Annotated in this window: 19 protein-coding genes and 2 tRNA genes; 10 read left to right on the top strand and 11 right to left on the bottom strand. The window is 61.4% G+C overall.

Features of this window, described 5'->3' with window-relative positions; all coding sequences use genetic code 11:
• The first annotated feature begins 4 nt into the window (after positions 1–4).
• Both ABZO33_RS06160 and csrA read left to right on the top strand, forming a co-directional pair.
• On the top strand, positions 5–1,027 hold the full coding sequence (locus ABZO33_RS06160; RefSeq protein ID WP_414535274.1) for a DNA topoisomerase IB: 1,023 nt from the start codon (positions 5–7) through the stop codon (positions 1,025–1,027).
• A 251-nt stretch (positions 1,028–1,278) separates the two neighbouring features.
• Positions 1,279–1,473 carry a carbon storage regulator CsrA gene (gene csrA, locus ABZO33_RS06155; protein WP_023628788.1) on the top strand — a complete coding sequence of 65 codons (195 nt, stop codon included), beginning with the start codon at positions 1,279–1,281 and terminating at the stop codon, positions 1,471–1,473.
• A 77-nt stretch (positions 1,474–1,550) separates the two neighbouring features.
• Here csrA and ABZO33_RS06150 read toward each other — a convergent pair whose 3' ends face one another.
• The 4 genes from ABZO33_RS06150 to ABZO33_RS06135 all read right to left on the bottom strand — a co-directional run bounded on the left by ABZO33_RS06150 (position 1,551) and on the right by ABZO33_RS06135 (position 4,892).
• Positions 1,551–1,910: a response regulator gene (locus tag ABZO33_RS06150; protein ID WP_046856207.1), complete on the bottom strand. Its 360-nt coding sequence runs from the start codon at positions 1,908–1,910 to the stop codon at positions 1,551–1,553.
• Between the two features lie 4 nt (positions 1,911–1,914).
• Complete coding sequence (locus tag ABZO33_RS06145; protein WP_414535273.1) at positions 1,915–3,360, bottom strand: ATPase domain-containing protein; 1,446 nt, start codon at positions 3,358–3,360, stop codon at positions 1,915–1,917.
• 6 nt (positions 3,361–3,366) lie between these two features.
• Positions 3,367–4,527, bottom strand: a complete 1,161-nt coding sequence (locus ABZO33_RS06140) for a two-component system sensor histidine kinase NtrB (protein WP_414535272.1) — start codon at positions 4,525–4,527, stop codon at positions 3,367–3,369.
• Positions 4,528–4,607: 80 nt separating this feature from the next.
• Positions 4,608–4,892: a hypothetical protein gene (locus ABZO33_RS06135; protein ID WP_414535271.1), complete on the bottom strand. Its 285-nt coding sequence runs from the start codon at positions 4,890–4,892 to the stop codon at positions 4,608–4,610.
• Positions 4,893–4,993: 101 nt separating this feature from the next.
• On the opposite strand from ABZO33_RS06135, the gene ABZO33_RS06130 reads away from it, so the two are divergent.
• From ABZO33_RS06130 to ABZO33_RS06120, 3 genes are all read left to right on the top strand, one after another.
• Positions 4,994–5,206, top strand: coding sequence for a hypothetical protein (locus tag ABZO33_RS06130; protein WP_414535270.1), 213 nt, complete (start codon positions 4,994–4,996; stop codon positions 5,204–5,206).
• Positions 5,207–5,298: 92 nt separating this feature from the next.
• Positions 5,299–5,383, top strand: a tRNA-Leu gene (locus ABZO33_RS06125).
• Between the two features lie 105 nt (positions 5,384–5,488).
• Positions 5,489–5,902 (top strand): DoxX family protein, encoded by a 414-nt coding sequence (locus tag ABZO33_RS06120; protein WP_414535269.1) that lies wholly within the window; start codon positions 5,489–5,491, stop codon positions 5,900–5,902.
• 15 nt (positions 5,903–5,917) lie between these two features.
• Here ABZO33_RS06120 and ABZO33_RS06115 read toward each other — a convergent pair whose 3' ends face one another.
• Entirely contained in the window at positions 5,918–6,106 is a 189-nt protein-coding gene (locus ABZO33_RS06115) for a hypothetical protein (protein ID WP_414535268.1), read from the bottom strand.
• A gap of 241 nt (positions 6,107–6,347) precedes the next feature.
• Here ABZO33_RS06115 and ABZO33_RS06110 point away from each other — a divergent pair, with 241 nt between their 5' ends.
• The 3 genes from ABZO33_RS06110 to ABZO33_RS06100 all read left to right on the top strand — a co-directional run bounded on the left by ABZO33_RS06110 (position 6,348) and on the right by ABZO33_RS06100 (position 9,114).
• Positions 6,348–7,022, top strand: a complete 675-nt coding sequence (locus tag ABZO33_RS06110) for a polysaccharide lyase family 7 protein (RefSeq protein ID WP_414535267.1) — start codon at positions 6,348–6,350, stop codon at positions 7,020–7,022.
• 348 nt (positions 7,023–7,370) lie between these two features.
• Positions 7,371–8,036: an SOS response-associated peptidase gene (locus ABZO33_RS06105; RefSeq protein ID WP_414535266.1), complete on the top strand. Its 666-nt coding sequence runs from the start codon at positions 7,371–7,373 to the stop codon at positions 8,034–8,036.
• Between the two features lie 268 nt (positions 8,037–8,304).
• Positions 8,305–9,114: a DUF4377 domain-containing protein gene (locus ABZO33_RS06100; protein WP_414535265.1), complete on the top strand. Its 810-nt coding sequence runs from the start codon at positions 8,305–8,307 to the stop codon at positions 9,112–9,114.
• Between the two features lie 66 nt (positions 9,115–9,180).
• On the opposite strand, the gene ABZO33_RS06095 is transcribed toward ABZO33_RS06100, so the two are convergent.
• On the bottom strand, positions 9,181–9,573 hold the full coding sequence (locus tag ABZO33_RS06095) for a nuclear transport factor 2 family protein (RefSeq protein ID WP_414535264.1): 393 nt from the start codon (positions 9,571–9,573) through the stop codon (positions 9,181–9,183).
• Positions 9,570–10,220 (bottom strand): DsbA family protein, encoded by a 651-nt coding sequence (locus ABZO33_RS06090; RefSeq protein ID WP_414535263.1) that lies wholly within the window; start codon positions 10,218–10,220, stop codon positions 9,570–9,572. The genes ABZO33_RS06095 and ABZO33_RS06090 overlap by 4 nt, the downstream gene beginning before the upstream one ends.
• A gap of 111 nt (positions 10,221–10,331) precedes the next feature.
• Here ABZO33_RS06090 and ABZO33_RS06085 point away from each other — a divergent pair, with 111 nt between their 5' ends.
• Together ABZO33_RS06085 and ABZO33_RS06080 are read left to right on the top strand one after the other, a co-directional pair.
• Complete coding sequence (locus tag ABZO33_RS06085; protein WP_414535262.1) at positions 10,332–11,225, top strand: LysR family transcriptional regulator; 894 nt, start codon at positions 10,332–10,334, stop codon at positions 11,223–11,225.
• Positions 11,226–11,316: 91 nt separating this feature from the next.
• Entirely contained in the window at positions 11,317–11,523 is a 207-nt protein-coding gene (locus tag ABZO33_RS06080; protein WP_414535261.1) for a DUF6434 domain-containing protein, read from the top strand.
• Between the two features lie 68 nt (positions 11,524–11,591).
• Here ABZO33_RS06080 and ABZO33_RS06075 read toward each other — a convergent pair whose 3' ends face one another.
• From ABZO33_RS06075 to sohB, 4 genes are all read right to left on the bottom strand, one after another.
• Positions 11,592–11,807 carry a hypothetical protein gene (locus tag ABZO33_RS06075; protein WP_414535260.1) on the bottom strand — a complete coding sequence of 72 codons (216 nt, stop codon included), beginning with the start codon at positions 11,805–11,807 and terminating at the stop codon, positions 11,592–11,594.
• A 414-nt stretch (positions 11,808–12,221) separates the two neighbouring features.
• Positions 12,222–13,184 carry a hypothetical protein gene (locus ABZO33_RS06070; RefSeq protein WP_414535259.1) on the bottom strand — a complete coding sequence of 321 codons (963 nt, stop codon included), beginning with the start codon at positions 13,182–13,184 and terminating at the stop codon, positions 12,222–12,224.
• A gap of 409 nt (positions 13,185–13,593) precedes the next feature.
• Positions 13,594–13,667: transfer RNA gene (locus tag ABZO33_RS06065), tRNA-Cys, on the bottom strand.
• A 144-nt stretch (positions 13,668–13,811) separates the two neighbouring features.
• Positions 13,812–14,828 (bottom strand): protease SohB, encoded by a 1,017-nt coding sequence (sohB, locus tag ABZO33_RS06060; RefSeq protein WP_414535258.1) that lies wholly within the window; start codon positions 14,826–14,828, stop codon positions 13,812–13,814.
• Positions 14,829–14,872: the final 44 nt, after the last annotated feature.

Below are 14,872 nucleotides of genomic sequence, written 5' to 3'. Positions count from 1 at the left end.
GCCGATGCCCGACTGCCCGTTGCCTGCCGCCCTGCACTATGTCGATGACAGCCAGCCCGGCCTGACCCGCCGGCGCTGGCGCGACCGCTTCCACTATTTCGACGCCGGCAACCAGCGGGTGCGCGATAAAGAGACCCTGGCGCGCATCGCCGCCCTGGTGATCCCGCCGGCGTACACCGATGTGTGGATCTGCGCTGACCCGCAAGGGCACCTGCAGGCCACCGGGCGCGACGCCCGGGGGCGCAAGCAGTACCGCTACCACACGCAATGGCGTGAGCTGCGCGACCAGCACAAGTACGCGCGCATGCTGGCCTTCGCCGAGGTGCTGCCGAGGCTGCGCAAGCAACTGGACACGCACCTGGCCTGCCCCGGGCTAGGCCGGGAGAAGGTCATGGCGCTGGTGATCAGCCTGCTCGACACCACGCTGATCCGCATCGGCAACCGCCAGTACCTGCGCGACAACCGCTCCTACGGGCTGACCACCCTCGACACCCGCCATGTGCAGGTCAAGGGCAGCCGTATCCGCTTCCAGTTCCGCGGCAAGCGCGGCGTCGAGCACAACGTCACCCTGACCGACCGGCGCCTGGCCGGCCTGGTCAAGCGCTGCATGGAACTGCCCGGCCAGAGCTTGTTCCAGTACCTGGACGACCAGGGGCAACGCCATGGCATCGGCTCGACCGAGGTCAACCAGTTCCTCCAGCAACTGACCGGCGCCGACTTCACCGCCAAGGACTACCGCACCTGGGCCGGCAGCAGCCTGGCCCTGAGCCTGCTCAGGCCACAGGCCTGGGAGCCCGACAGCGAGGCGCGCCGGCAGGTCGCCGCCATCGTTCGCCAGGTGGCGACGCGCCTGGGCAACACACCGGCGGTGTGCCGACGCTGCTACATCCACCCCGCTGTGCTCGAGCACTTCCACCTTGGCCGTCTTTCGGCATTGCCCCTTGCACGTCCGCGCAAGGGCCTGGAAACCGAGGAAGTGGCATTGCTGCGTTTCCTGCAGATGCTGGAGCGCCAAGACGATCATTGACGGTCACTATTTACTTCATCGAGCAGAGAAATTTCCCATATGGCGCCAAGCACCCTATCCTTGCCACCGAGCACCTTGCCGTGGGGTTGCCCCGCAGCCCCACCGGCGCCTGCAACTAAAGATCGACAACAGAATTTGTCTGTCGGGGAATTACTATCCGCCGAAAGCGTCTTTAATGAGAAGGAAGAGGGACAGGCTCCCACCGCAGAGCACCTGGCTCGGCGGTTTTCTACATCACCAAGGAGAACTACATGCTGATACTCACCCGCAAGGTTGGCGAAAGCATCGTCATCGACGATGACATCAAAGTCACCATTCTGGGCGTCAAGGGGATGCAAGTGAGGATCGGTATCGATGCACCGAAAGATGTCCAGGTGCACCGTGAAGAGATCTACAAGCGGATCCAGGCCGGCAGCCCGGCGCCCGAAAAAAGCAACGACGAGTAACCCGCAAGCCAACCGCATCATGCCGCACGGATGCGCCTGATCGATTGCCCGCCCATGCGGGGAGCCTCTCCTGAACCTCAGGTGCCCAGCAATTCGCGCACCGTGGCGATCATCCGGTCCATGTCGAATGGCTTGTCGAACACCGCCGCGAACTTCCCCGGGCAGGCCCGGCCCTGGCTGGCCTGGGCGCCGCTCATGAGAATGACCGGCAGGTCCGCCAGTTGCAGCTCTTCACGTATGGCCTGCAGCAGCTCCTCGCCATTGAGCACCGGCATCATGTAGTCGGTGATCACCAGGTCCACGCGCTTTTCCTTCAAGGCCTCCAGGGCCTTGCGCCCGTTGCTCGCCTTTTCGACCAGGTAGCCTTCATCCTCCAGGGCAAAACCGAGGATATCGGCAATCAGGTACTCGTCGTCGACGATCAGGATGCTGTTCATCCCATCAGCGATCTCCCGGCGGTGTCGCCGAGCCACTGAGCACGCCACTGGCACCGTCGAACGCCCGCGCCAGGCTGATGCCACGAGGCCCCAGACTCAGTGCCTGCAAAGCAGGGTCGTGGTCGCTGTCGCGTACCTTGATCACCGACAGGGCGCGGTGCAGTTGCGCGTCGAGTTCGGCGAAGCGCATCAGTATCAGGTTGTCGACGATGCTCGACAGGTCGGGGGCCGGCGCGGTGATTTCCGAGCCGAAGATGTCGCGCATCTCCCAGGTCAGCAGCACCGTCACGCCACGGGCGCGCAGCTCACCGGTCAGCGCGCGGAAGAAGGCATTCAGGCGGGCAGGCTCCAGCGCCAGGCGGCCAAAGGCTCCAAGGCTGTCGATTACCACGCGCCTGGCACCGAGCGCCGCGACCTGCGCCAACAGCTGGGCGCCAAGTTGGTCCAGCAGGCCTTCGCTGGTCGATTGCCAGCTCAGCTGCACGCCGCCTTCACGCTCAAGTGCCTGCAGGTCGAAGCCCAGCGCGCAGGCCTTCAACCGCAACCGCGCAGGCGTCTCGTAGAAACCGAAATGCAGGCCCGGCGCAGCCTTGGTCGAAGCGGCCAGGAACGCGATGCCCAGCGCTGTCTTGCCCACGCCCGATGGCCCCATCAGCAGAGTCACAGAGGCCTCGGCCAGTCCGCCGCCGAGCATGGCATCGAGGTCGGCAACACCCGTGGCGACCCGGCTCAGGGTTTGCGACCCGGCCTGGCTGGGGCGACTGTAAAGCGACTCCAGGCGCGGGTAGACCTGCAACCCGGCCTCCGTGATCAGGCATTCGTGGCGCCCGGACAACGCGTCGCTGCCACGCGTCTTGCGCAACTGGACATGGCGCACCGCCGTGCTGCCGACCAGGTGCTCGCCAAGTTCGATAACGCCATCGACCATGGTGTGCTCGGGGCTACCCTCGTCCAGCCGCGCACTGGTCAGCAGCAGCAGCGTGCAGCCGGCGAACGCCGCATGCCCCTGCAGTTCGGAGACGAACTTCTTGGTGTCGAGGCTGGTTTCCGCCCTGGAGCGGGCGTTGAGCAGCCCGTCGACAATCAGCAAGGTGGCCTGCTGCCGGGCAATTTCCTGGCGCAACAGCCTGACCACCGCGTCCAGGCCGTCCTGCTCGAGGGTGTCGAATGCGCTGACGAATTGAATGGTGTCGCCCACCAGCGCCGGGTCGAAGAAGCTCAGGGTCGACAGGTACTGGAACAGCCGTTCATGGGACTCGCTGAGCAACGTTGCCACCAGCACCCGACCACCCTCACGCACATGGTTGCACGCCAGCTGGTTGGCCAGGATGGTCTTGCCCGAGCCGGGATGCCCCTGAACGATGTAAGAGGCGCCGACCACCAGCCCACCTTTGAGCAGCGCATCGAGCCCCTCGATGCCCGTGGCCAGTCGCTTCAGTTGCTCTACCATGGCTGTCTATCCGTCGGTCGAAAGCGAATCGGGGCCCGTCCGGGCTGGTAGGTACAAGCTCATGCAGGTGCCCTCGCCAAGCCGGCTGGACACCTCGATCACGCCATTGCTCTGCCGGGCGAAGCCATAGGCCTGACTCAGGCCAAGGCCAGTGCCCTTGCCGAAAGCCTTGGTGGTGAAGAATGGCTCGAAGATCCGTGGCAGCACCTGCGGGTCGATACCCTGGCCGTCATCACGCACATCGAAGCGCACGAACTGCCCGTACAACCCATCCACCTCCCCGGACAACTGCACACTTTCGACCACCAGGCGGATCTGTCCGGTAGCGGCAATGGCGTCGCGGGCATTGAAAACCAGGTTCAGCAAGACCATCTGCAACTGCCCGGCATCCACCTCGATCAGCGGCAAGTCAGGCTGTACCTCGGGTAGCAGTTCGATTTCCCGGGGCAATGCGTGCTCCGCCAGCCCGCAAATGATGTCGATCGCCTCGGCAGGCACGATACGCGTGATGCTCAGTTGCCGATGCCGGGCAAAGCTGAGCAGTTGCTGAGTCAGCTGGGTGCCACGCTGGCCGGCATCGAGGATATGCTCGAGCAAGCGCCTCACGCGTGCCGGGTCCTGGCTGCTGCTGGCCAGCCGCGCAGAACTGAGGATGATGGTCAGCAGGTTGTTGAAGTCATGGGCCAGGCCCCCGGTGAGTTGCCCCAGGGCCTCGAGCTTTTGTGCCTGGAACAATTGCGCACGCATGGCATCGAGCTGCAGGGCCGACTCGCGGCGATCAGTGATGTCGCGGGTGACCTTGGCCAGGCCGATGACCTCGCCTTGCGCGTCGCGAATCACATCCAGCGCCGCCAGCGCCCAGAACTGCGTGCCGTCCTTGCGCACGCGCCAGCCTTCGTCCTGCGCCTTGCCTTCTTCGAGTGCCTGGCGCAGCAAGCGCTGCGGGCGGCCGTCGGCACAATCCTGGGCGGTGAAGAACAGCGAGAAATGCTGGCCGATAACCTCTTCGGCATCGTAGCCCTTGATCCGCTGCGCGCCAGCGTTCCAGGAAACCACATGGCCGGTTGGGTCGAGCATATAGATGGCGTAGTCCACCACCGCCTGGACCAACTGCTCGTAGCGTGCCTCGGGCATCACCGAATGGGTGGGGCGGTCTGTCGAAACCATGCGAGCTCCACAAGCACCGCGAAAGGACATATTGAGCGTAGTCAAAAGTCCAGCCTGCACTGCACCTTATGCGACGACCGTCAGCGCTCGCGCTCCACCACGGTCGGCACCAGCTTGCGTGGCATCGCCACCTTGAGCAGCCACACCCCCACCAGCAGGATCAGCGCTGCGCCTGCGAAGGCGAGCAAGCGCCTGGGCTGCGCAGTCTCCTGGTCGAAGCCGAGCATCAGCAGGTAACCACCCAGGCTGATGAAGCCCGCATACAGGAACGCCGCCAGCAGGCAGACCAGCAGGAACAACAGGCGCCAGAACAACTTCGGGCGGATACGCCGCGTCGCGTCCGGGCCAGGGGGGAGCGATGACATGGCAACAGGCCTGGTTGGATCCAATGCGCGACAGTGGCGCAATGGCAGCACCCTGTCAATTGAACTATAGTGCCCGCGCCCCGGATCCCACAGGAACCATCATGACCTCCAACCTTCGCATGCAAGGGCTGCAGGATGACCTGATGCGCAGCGCCAGCGAACTCGATGAACTGAGCCAGGCGCTGGACGGCCATGTCCGTTACCTGCGTCATTCGATTCATCAGGCCGATGCGCACGCGATGGGCGGGCACGTAAATGACCTGCGCCATAGCGCCTGTGATATGCGTGATATCGCGCGTGCCATCGAGCCCTGAACCCTAGGCTGGTTGACGCTTCTATAACAATGGGTTATAAAGCGCGCCTGATTGTCTGGGCTCTGTTGCCTTATGGCACGCCAGCCAATCGTGCGAGTGTGGTGGAATTGGTATACACAGCAGACTTAAAATCTGTCGGCGTGAGCCTTGCGGGTTCGAGTCCCGCCACTCGCACCATCTTCTGTCGATGAAGGCGCCCTTGCGGCGCCTTTTTCGTACCCGCCGGAAATCCGCCGCGCAGCTGCTAGAGTGGAACTTGTCCTTGTTCACTGGAGCGCCGCCATGCGCTATAGCCTGCTCGACGGTCAACGCGACGTCATTCTGCTGCTCGCCCGCATCCTGCTGATGATCCTGTTCGTGCTCTCGGGCTGGAGCAAACTGACCGGGTTCGAAGGCACGGTCGGCTACATGACCTCCCTGGGCGCTCCGGCCCCAATGCTGGCTGCGGCCATTGCGGTGATCATGGAACTGCTGGTCGGCATACTGTTGATCCTGGGGTTCTACACCCGCCCCCTGGCCTTGCTGTTCGCCTTGTTCGTGCTGGGCACCGCGCTGATCGGACACCCGTTCTGGAACATGGTCGAACCCGAGCGCAGCGCCAACATGACCCAGTTCCTGAAAAACCTCAGCATCATTGGCGGCTTGTTGCTGCTGGCCCTCAGCGGTGCCGGCCGGTTCTCCCTCGACCGCCGCTGAGCCCCCAGGTCGACATCAGTCGTCGCAGTCGTCGTGCCAGGCCGGGTGGTCCTCTTCGGCATCGAAGTCGTCGAGCGATTCTTCGTCCTCCTCGACTTCGTCAAGCGCCCCGTAGGCATCCGCCTCGGGGTCGTAGCCCTCGTGGAATTCTGGGTCGAGCAGATGGTCGTGCTCAGGTTCGTGCAGATCGTCTTCGTCGTGCATCACAGCCTCCGGTATCAACGGCAGGCCTGTATAGGCGCATCGGCGCATGGGGTCAATCCTCATGGCACTTAACCCCGGCTTAACCGACCAGGCGCACAGTGCAGGCTCTCCCTTCAAAAACGTTCTTTGCCCGCCGCCCTGGCGGGCTTTTTTTGCCTGGACCTCCCTCGTCCGATGAACCGAGTGCCCTTTCAGGGCTCGCATGCGGTGCGGGATCTTTATCATCAAGGAGGTTTTCAGCATGACCGTGAACATCGACAACCTGATCATCACCACCCCGGTGGCGAAGTCATCCAGCAACCCAGTGGCGCTGGAATTGACCGGCGCCCAGGCACTCGCCACCCTGCCCCAGGTGATCAGCCGCCTGGCCGATGGCGCCGTGCGCATGAACGCGCCAACCAAGGGGGCGGCGAGCAAGAGCACCCATCGCACCCGCTGCGAGTGGAAGGAAGCGGTCTATTGGACGCTGGCCAGCGCCGGCCGGCATGTCAATCACCAACGCATGATGCTGGAGCGGGTCAACTCGGCACAGAAGGTGGTGATCGCGCAAATGCATGTGAAAGATGACGACAGCCCGGCGATCAAAGTGTTCTGGAACAAAGGGAAGATCACCCTCGGTTTCCGCCAGGACTTCAACCAGGTGACGCCCACCAGCAGCACGGTCCTGGCCGATGTGCCGCTGGGCGTGCCTTTCGACATCACCATTGAGGTCACTGCGGCGGGCGCCGCTACGGTGTCGGCCGCCTGCGCTGGCCGCACCGGCAGCAGCGGGATGCTGAACATGACGTCAAGCTGGAAGGGCCATACGTTCAACTTCCACGGTGGGGTTTACAACCAGTTGGATTTCAGTACGACCACCCCAGCCTCGGATGGCTCGACATGCGTGATCAGCCAATTGGAATGCCTGCATGGCTGAGGGCACGACTGCTACGCGGTCACACGCCGCATGGTCAATGAAAAATTCAGTAACGGTTACTGAGAGCCTGTCGGAATGATCTTCACGAAATTCTGACATTCGAGAAGGCAGACTGGCCTGGCTTCGATACGTTCTGTTCAACCCGCCAATCTGGCGGGTTTTCTTTTTTCTGGGCTTTCCTTCCTGCGCAAGCCTCGGTCGTTGACAACATTTTCACGTCTGCTGTGGCAAGTTGACGACTCATCCGTGAAACACTTGGCCCGCCCTCCCCAGCGGGCCTTTCTTTGCGTGCAGCACAAGCCCCTCGCGAAATCTATGCTTCACCTGCGTACGCAGGAGAGGCTTGCGATGTGCGGAAGGCTCAGCCAGTACCGTGGGATCCATGAATTCGTCGAAACGCTCAGCATGCCGGATGCCTGGCGTAACGCCGTGGGTGACGGGGCATTGTTGCGCTACAACGTCGCCCCCGGCACTCCCGTGGCGTTACTGCGCTGGGAGGCTGCCGGCCGCAAGGCCGACCTGGTGAAATGGGGCTGGCGCCCACATTGGGCCACCGGCCCTGTCACGCCGATCAATGCCAGGGCCGAAAAGGTCGCCCATGGGCCCTACTTTCGCTCGATCTGGCCCCACCGCGCCGTCGTGCCCGTGGATGGCTGGTTCGAATGGGTCGATGAGGGCGCGGCGAAGAAACAGCCCTATTTCATCCGCCGCCGCGATGGTCACCCTGCCTTCTGCGCGGCCATCGGCGAATTTTCCGGCAATGAACGCGACGGCTTCGTCATCATCACTGCCGACGCCCAAGGCGGCATGGTCGATGTGCACGACCGCAGGCCAGTGGTGCTGTCAGCGCAGCGGGCCGTGGCGTGGATGGCGCCCGACCTGCCCAGCGAAGCCGCCGAGCAGATGGCTCTTGGCCTGGGCGAACCGGCCGAGCGCTTCGAGTGGTATCGGGTCAGCATGGCAGTGGGGAATGCACGCAACCAGGGCGCCGAGCTCATCCAACCGCTACCATGAATGACTTACACGCAGGCTCAAGGGGCAAGACAGCCATCAGCTCGAAAACCGCCAACGTCGTGAGCAAGATTTCGTAACACATACTCACCACCCATTCCATGAAACCGAACGGGATCGATGCTGTCCGATTGCCATCGGTCGCCGCAGAGGTCACCTCGAGCTGTCGTCGGACAACCCCGGTGCATTCTCGAGAACCCCGGCTTACCGGCGCGTGCACCTCGCCTGCGAGGGTGCCGCCCATATTTTTTCAAGGCTGAAAGAGCGAACCATGAAACAGAATATTCTCCTCGTCGCCGTCTGTGCCGCCCTGCTTCAGGCCTGCACCCCGGCTTCCACCTCCCATGAAGGATCGCCTTCCATGCCGGCCACCACCGCGTCTGCCGCAGCCCAGCCTGAGCTCTCGGCCTACTACTGGAACCTGGCATCGGCCAGCGATGCAGCCGGCAAGCCTATCCCAGCCCTGGCCACAGGCATCGAGCGCAAGTTGCGCCTGAACTTCGCTGACCAGCGCCTGAACATCAGCGGAGGCTGCAACAACCAGTTCGGTGGCTACAGCTACCAGAACGGTGTCCTGAAGGTGCAGCAACTGGCTTCGACCATGATGGCCTGCGACAAGCGCCTGATGGACCTGGATGCCGAGATCGGACGCCAGTTGAAAGGTGATCTGCGCGCAGCCTTCAGCGGCGAAACCCATGCACCCGTGTTGCAATTGACCACCCAGGATGGCGCGGTACTGAAGTTCCAGGGCGAAGCCACTCCAGAGACCCGCTACGGCAGCAAGGGTGAGACCAAGTTCCTGGAAGTTGCCGCCAAGACCGTCAAGTGCAGCCATCCGCTGATCCCCAACTACCAGTGCCTGCAAGTGCGCGAGCGCCGTTATGACGACGCTGGTCTGCAATTGGCGACCCAGGACAACTGGCACCCGCTGTACCAGTCCATCGAGGGTTACGAGCACCGTGATGGCGTGCGTAGCGTGGTGCGTGTGAAGCAATACGACTGGAAAAACCCGCCAGCCGACGCCCCTTCGCAAGTGTATGTGCTGGACCTGGTGGTCGAGCAGGATGCTTCGGGCAAGTAATTGCCAGTCGGCGCAGGCCGCCCTGCAGCGGCCTGCGCCTGGAACCGACGGCGACCGTGAAACGGCTCAGATAAGCGCCGCGTTGACCTGCGCACTGTCGACGTATTGCTCCATGCTGACGATCTTGCCGTTGTTCATCCGGTACAGATGGGCAAAGGTAGCAGTCATCGCTTTCCCGGTCTTGCGATAGGTGCCCGAGTAGACGCCAAAGGCGGCAACCCGGTCGTCCTCGGCCACATAGGTATGCACCTTGGCCTGGTAGCCATCCCATTCGGTGGCCAGGCGATGGAACACACCCTCCATGATCGCCTGCGGGCCGACATAGGTACCGGCATAAGGGAAGCCAGCCGCCTCGGTCCAGGTCACGTCCGCAGCCAGCGCCGCCAGCAGGTTCTGGCCATTCTGTTCGGCTGAGCCTTCGTAAGAGGCTCGGATGATGTCCAGGTTGCTCCTGCTCATGGTTTTACCCCCACGTTCAGCTCGCGAATGAAGGCCTGAGGATCTGAAAAGATAGCGCTGGCAGGTAACAACTGCATGGCGTCGTCCGCTTGTTGCAGAACGAATGTCGGCACACCTTGACCGCCCACGCGACGCAACAAGGCACGCCCCTGCCCCACACGATCATCGTTGGCCTGCAGCAAGGCCGAATCCGGACGCGTCAGCCGCTGCGCGGCGGCATCCAGACCCAGGTCCGCCAGCACTGCTGTCAACGTCTCCAGTCGAGTCACGTCCAGGCCATCGACATAGCGCGCCGTCTGAATCGCCTTGAGCGCTTCGAACTCGTGCTCTGGCGAAGTCAGGCTCACTGCGCTGAGCGCCAGGGTAGACGGACCACTGTCGAACCCCTGAAGACGGTCGGCGAGTACCTGGTCACGATAGCGTTCACTGAAGACCTGCCCGGTCAGGCGCTCAATACGCTGGTCGTTGCTCCAGGCGTAGGCCGCAAAGTCATCATCCATGGCGCGAGCACCGCTGCCGGAAAACAGCCCCGTCGGTATCAGGCGCAACGCAAAGCCCGTGGATTCGAGAACCTGAGGCAGCGGTCCCCCTGCACCGTAGCACCAGCCGCACAGTGGATCGTAGAGGTAAACCAGGGTCTGGTTCATAGTGAAACACCTTGAATGGAATGCCTCGAATCTTATAGCGCGCGAATTGACATTTAAACGTATACAAAATAAACACACTGTATGTTTTTGGCATACATTAAGGACATATCAATGACCGGCGCTTCCAGCCTGAACAGGCTTGCGTACTTCACCGCAGTGGTCGAAACCGGCTCTTTCACCGCAGCAGCAGAGCGCCTCGGCATCACCAAGGCCGTGGTCAGCCAACAGGTGGCGCGACTGGAAAGCGACTGTCGTACCACGCTGCTGGTTCGCAGCACGCGGAAAGTCCGCACCACCGAGGCGGGCCAACAGTTCTATCACCGCTGTGCATTGATCCTCAAAGAGGCTGAAGAGGCTTTCGAGGAATTGTCCGAAGCCGCCAGCGAGCCGACGGGCACCCTACGCCTGACCGCCCCTTTCGATTACGGCATCGGTGTCGTGGTGCCGGCCATCACCGCATTCTCGCAGCGATATCCGCAGTGCAAGGTCGAGGCACACTTCAGCGACCAGACCCTGGATCTGGGCGCCAACGATCTGGACCTTTCCATTCGCGTTGGCTGGATAACCGAGCAACATCTGCAGGCCCGGCGAATCGGCGAGTTTGCGCAACGGTTGGTGGCCGGCCCTCAGTGGCAAGCGCGAGTGGAAAAACTGCAGGCGCCGGCGGATCTGGCCGAGTTGCCGATCGTGGCGAACCTGGCGCTGCGAGAACCGACCCGATGGCTATTTGCCAAGGGTGCCTCGCAGCGCGAAACAGTGGAGATGAAAGCCAGCCTGTCGCTCAACGCCACCTTGGCAGTGCGCGAAGCCACGCTACTCGGGGCCGGGCTATCGGTCCTTCCGGACTATGTGGCGGAACCTGACCTGCAAGCGGGCCGGCTGATCGAGGTGCTGCCGCAGTGGTCGCTGCCCCGAGGCGAGATCCATGCGGTCTTTCCAACGGCCCGCTTTCGACCGGTCAAGGTGCGGGCGTTTGTCGAGCTTCTGGCAAGCCGCCTGGCTTAATGAGACGGCGCAGACCATCAGGTCAGGGCGCGTCCGCGCAGCCGCCGCCAATGCTACTCTCCTGGGATCACAGCCATCCAAGGGAAGAAAGATGAGCTTCGACTGGCACGCTGGACCGATCACCCGCGCCACCCCGCTGGACAGGCACTATCGGAACACACAGAAGGTCCGGCGGTTCCTGGTCGGTGAATGTGGTGAAGCCTTCAAGTTCGACCGCGCCTTCATGGCCTGGATCAAGAGCGGAGCGCCTGCCACCATGGAGGAAGTTGCGGATGAATGGCTACGCAGACGCGGCTGATCCAGGCCGCTTGCTGTCCCACGCTGGCCGCCCTTCCTCTCACCCCGGATGCTACCCGGTAGCCGCCTTCAGGATTGGCCCTTTTTAGCGTGGAACGGCGCGAAGGTCATACCGAAGAACCAGCCGCCGATCATTGCCAGCCAGATCGATTTGTATCCCTCTATGTTGTAGGCGCACCAATAGTTGATCGCCGTAATCACAACGAACATCGAGAAAAACTGCTTGCGAGAGTACCTGTTCAGGTAACGGGTGGCGGCTGCGTCCAGTTCTTTGAGCTTTTTCATTTCGTTTCATCCTTGAATAACCAGTAGAGGATCACAGCGCATTTAGCGGCGGCCACACACTTTCCTTCGTGGCCCACGATTGTCCCAGATGGCGGGGCGACGAACAATTCGCAGGCATTAAAAAACCGCAGCCCCAGCTCTGCGGGGTTTTGCCAATCTTCCAGCTTGTCCGCCAATGGGCTTGCAGCGCTGGCACCCAACTGAACCAGTCTCGCCGCACGTCCTGCGCATCCCCCGATAAAACATGATGGAACCGGTCTGCGGGCTGCTCGGTGTTTTTCGTGATGCGCGGCACTACCGGCTTATCCGCGTCCAGGCATCCCCCGAAGGGCCACCCTGGCTGTGGCGAGCCTGAATCAGAAATGAAAAAGCCCAGCGCGACGGCTGGGCTCTATTACGCAAGGAGATAGACGATCATGGAGTCCAGTAAGCAATCTTGCCGGCTGCACCAACAGCTACAAAATTGCCGTTGCCGTAGGCGACGCTCCGGATATCGGTTCCTGCGAAAGTGTTGGCTTGCTGAACCCAGCCGATCCCATCCTCGGAAACGGCTGTCTTGCCGCCGTCGCCGACAGCTACATACTTGCCATTACCGTAAGCAATGTCGCGGATGATGGTTCCACCGAAACTGGTATCTTCAACAGCAGTCCAGCTAAGCCCATCGGATGAATATGCCATCTTGCCATCCGCACCAACGATAAACATTTTCCCGTTGCAAAGCTTCATGGAAAGGATGGTGCTAGTGCCGAAGGTGCTGGTTCTGGTCGCGAATGATTGCGGATTACCCGTTGGCATCTTCACAGCGCTAAGCAGCTTCCCATTCGATCCCGCAATCAACACAAAAACGCCAATGACGTTGACGCAGTACACAGTCTCGCTAGAAGTGAAGGTCGTAGTGCGCTCCACCGTGCCTGACCAATCCTCATAACGGGAAAAGACTTTACCGTTAGACCCAACCAGTATCCAGGTCGCGATGTCGCCGTAAATTGGCTGATAATACACAATGCCATGCAAGTCTACATACGCGCGAGCAGCTGCCGTAAGGTCTGTCCAATCCCTTAAAGGGCGTGCAATGCTGCCGTGGACCACATTGCCGGATTGAGAAAGGCCTTGAAGCGTTGTCCCAAGACCGTTCCAGTACAGCTCGTTGAGGACCTTTCCGCTATCAGAGGTGACGGCGCCCTTAAGCTTGGTCCACGCTGTACCAGTTGCGTCTCCGCTGATGAGCTGAGTGGTTGTGGGAAGACCGTTGCCACCAGCCGCATAAAACTTGCCTTGCGCAAAAACCACGCGCCTAAGCATGCCGGTGTTCTCCACCGGGTCTACTTGAGTCCAAAGATCTTGCAAGGTTTGAGACGCCGAGTTTGCGTTGTCCATTTTAAACTCCGTTACTGAGCTGATTTAAGTTCAGGCCTCTGTATTGGGCGTATGGCGCTCATGGGCGATGGTTCGAGACTCGAGGTCCTCTGGCGAAGATCAGGGGTGACGAGGTTTCACCAACCTCAGACCTGTCGCTGATGTAGGAAATTATGCCACATGAGTACTGTATATTCAACCAGTATTCTGAAGTTTTTATTCAGTGAACTTCGACGCATCCACCGTGCTTGAGTGGATTGGCCACTCCAAGGAGGACATCACGAAGCGGGTGTACCGCCGTGTCGGAGCGATCGCCAAGCCTTCAAAGGGCTGAAGTTTCGGAACTCCATGCCTTTTGTTTCGGAACTCTTGGCATTTTCTGCGCGCAAAGAAAAACCCCGCAGACGTTAATCTGCGGGGCTTTCGAATATGGAGGCCGAGGTCGGAATCGAACCGGCGTAGACGGATTTGCAATCCGGAGCATAACCACTTTGCTACTCGGCCTCAAAGTCGGAGTCAGCTTTCGCTATCTCCTTGAAACCGCTGGGCTTTTTCAAGTCAGCTGCGTTTCGATGGAGGCCATTATGTCGGCATTCGATGGACCTTGCAACCCCCTTGAAGAAAAAAATCTTCAAGGGGTTCAAGGTGTTAGCGCAGACGCCCGAGTTTGCTCCACAAGCTGACCAGGGTGTTCTCCACCGCCCCGCTGGCGGCCACGCCAATGCGCTCCTGCAGGCTCTTGCGCTCGGCGAAGCGCAGGTGGAACACATTGGCCTCGCGGGCGCTGCGGCTCAGGTACTCGTCGCTGGTGCCCAGTTCATCGACCAGTTGGCGATTGAGCGCAGCGATGCCGAGCCAGACCTCGCCGGTCGCCACTTCGTCGATGTGCAACTGCGGGCGGTAGCGGGCGACGAAGTCCTTGAACAGCTGATGGGTGATGTCCAGGTCTTCCTGGAACTTCTCCCGGCCCTTGTCGGTGTTTTCGCCAAACACGGTCAGGGTACGCTTGTATTCGCCAGCGGTGAGCACCTCGAAATCGATGTCGTGCTTCTTCAACAGGCGATTGAGGTTGGGCATCTGCGCCACCACGCCGATCGAGCCCAGTATCGCGAACGGTGCACTGACAATCTTCTCGCCAATGCAGGCCATCATGTAGCCGCCGCTGGCGGCGACCTTGTCGATGCAGATGGTCAGCGGGATGCCGGCCTCGCGGATACGCGCCAGCTGCGAAGCCGCCAGGCCGTAGCTGTGCACCATACCGCCGCCGCTCTCCAGGCGCAGCACCACCTCGTCACGCGGGGTGGCCAGGGTCAGCAGCGCGGTGATCTCGTTGCGCAGGCTCTCGGTGGCCGAGGCCTTGATGTCGCCGTCGAAATCGAGGACGAACACCCGGCGCTTGTCCTCGGGCTTTTTCTTCTGCTGTTTTTCTGCCTTGGCCTGCTGCTTGCGCACAGCCTTGAGCTGGGCCTTGTCGAGCAGGCCCGATTCCAGGCGCTCGCGCAGCTCCTTGTAGAACTCGTTGAGGCGGGTGACCTGCAACTGCCCGCCCGGCTTGCGCCGCCCTTTGCCACGCAGGCCGGCGATGGCCGACAGCACCACCAGGATGGCGATCACCAGGGTGGCGGTTTTGGCGAGAAAGCTTGCGTATTCGGCAAGAAACTCCACATTGACTCCTTGATAAACCAGCGCCGCAAGGGCGCGAACTGGAT

It is taken from the genome of Pseudomonas sp. CAM1A, assembly GCF_047501685.1.
Taxonomy (GTDB): domain Bacteria; phylum Pseudomonadota; class Gammaproteobacteria; order Pseudomonadales; family Pseudomonadaceae; genus Aquipseudomonas.
The sequence above is the reverse complement of the archived record's forward strand: the minus strand, read 5'-3'. Positions and strand labels throughout refer to the sequence as shown.

Coding starts and splice junctions, on each gene's coding strand:
- ABZO33_RS06160 (WP_414535274.1), top strand. CDS start 5: ATGCCCGACTGCCCGTTGCCTGCCGCCCTGCACTATGTCGATGACAGC.
- csrA (WP_023628788.1), top strand. CDS start 1,279: ATGCTGATACTCACCCGCAAGGTTGGCGAAAGCATCGTCATCGACGAT.
- ABZO33_RS06150 (WP_046856207.1), bottom strand. CDS start 1,910: ATGAACAGCATCCTGATCGTCGACGACGAGTACCTGATTGCCGATATC.
- ABZO33_RS06145 (WP_414535273.1), bottom strand. CDS start 3,360: ATGGTAGAGCAACTGAAGCGACTGGCCACGGGCATCGAGGGGCTCGAT.
- ABZO33_RS06140 (WP_414535272.1), bottom strand. CDS start 4,527: ATGGTTTCGACAGACCGCCCCACCCATTCGGTGATGCCCGAGGCACGC.
- ABZO33_RS06135 (WP_414535271.1), bottom strand. CDS start 4,892: ATGTCATCGCTCCCCCCTGGCCCGGACGCGACGCGGCGTATCCGCCCG.
- ABZO33_RS06130 (WP_414535270.1), top strand. CDS start 4,994: ATGACCTCCAACCTTCGCATGCAAGGGCTGCAGGATGACCTGATGCGC.
- ABZO33_RS06120 (WP_414535269.1), top strand. CDS start 5,489: ATGCGCTATAGCCTGCTCGACGGTCAACGCGACGTCATTCTGCTGCTC.
- ABZO33_RS06115 (WP_414535268.1), bottom strand. CDS start 6,106: ATGCACGACGAAGACGATCTGCACGAACCTGAGCACGACCATCTGCTC.
- ABZO33_RS06110 (WP_414535267.1), top strand. CDS start 6,348: ATGACCGTGAACATCGACAACCTGATCATCACCACCCCGGTGGCGAAG.
- ABZO33_RS06105 (WP_414535266.1), top strand. CDS start 7,371: ATGTGCGGAAGGCTCAGCCAGTACCGTGGGATCCATGAATTCGTCGAA.
- ABZO33_RS06100 (WP_414535265.1), top strand. CDS start 8,305: ATGAAACAGAATATTCTCCTCGTCGCCGTCTGTGCCGCCCTGCTTCAG.
- ABZO33_RS06095 (WP_414535264.1), bottom strand. CDS start 9,573: ATGAGCAGGAGCAACCTGGACATCATCCGAGCCTCTTACGAAGGCTCA.
- ABZO33_RS06090 (WP_414535263.1), bottom strand. CDS start 10,220: ATGAACCAGACCCTGGTTTACCTCTACGATCCACTGTGCGGCTGGTGC.
- ABZO33_RS06085 (WP_414535262.1), top strand. CDS start 10,332: ATGACCGGCGCTTCCAGCCTGAACAGGCTTGCGTACTTCACCGCAGTG.
- ABZO33_RS06080 (WP_414535261.1), top strand. CDS start 11,317: ATGAGCTTCGACTGGCACGCTGGACCGATCACCCGCGCCACCCCGCTG.
- ABZO33_RS06075 (WP_414535260.1), bottom strand. CDS start 11,807: ATGAAAAAGCTCAAAGAACTGGACGCAGCCGCCACCCGTTACCTGAAC.
- ABZO33_RS06070 (WP_414535259.1), bottom strand. CDS start 13,184: ATGGACAACGCAAACTCGGCGTCTCAAACCTTGCAAGATCTTTGGACT.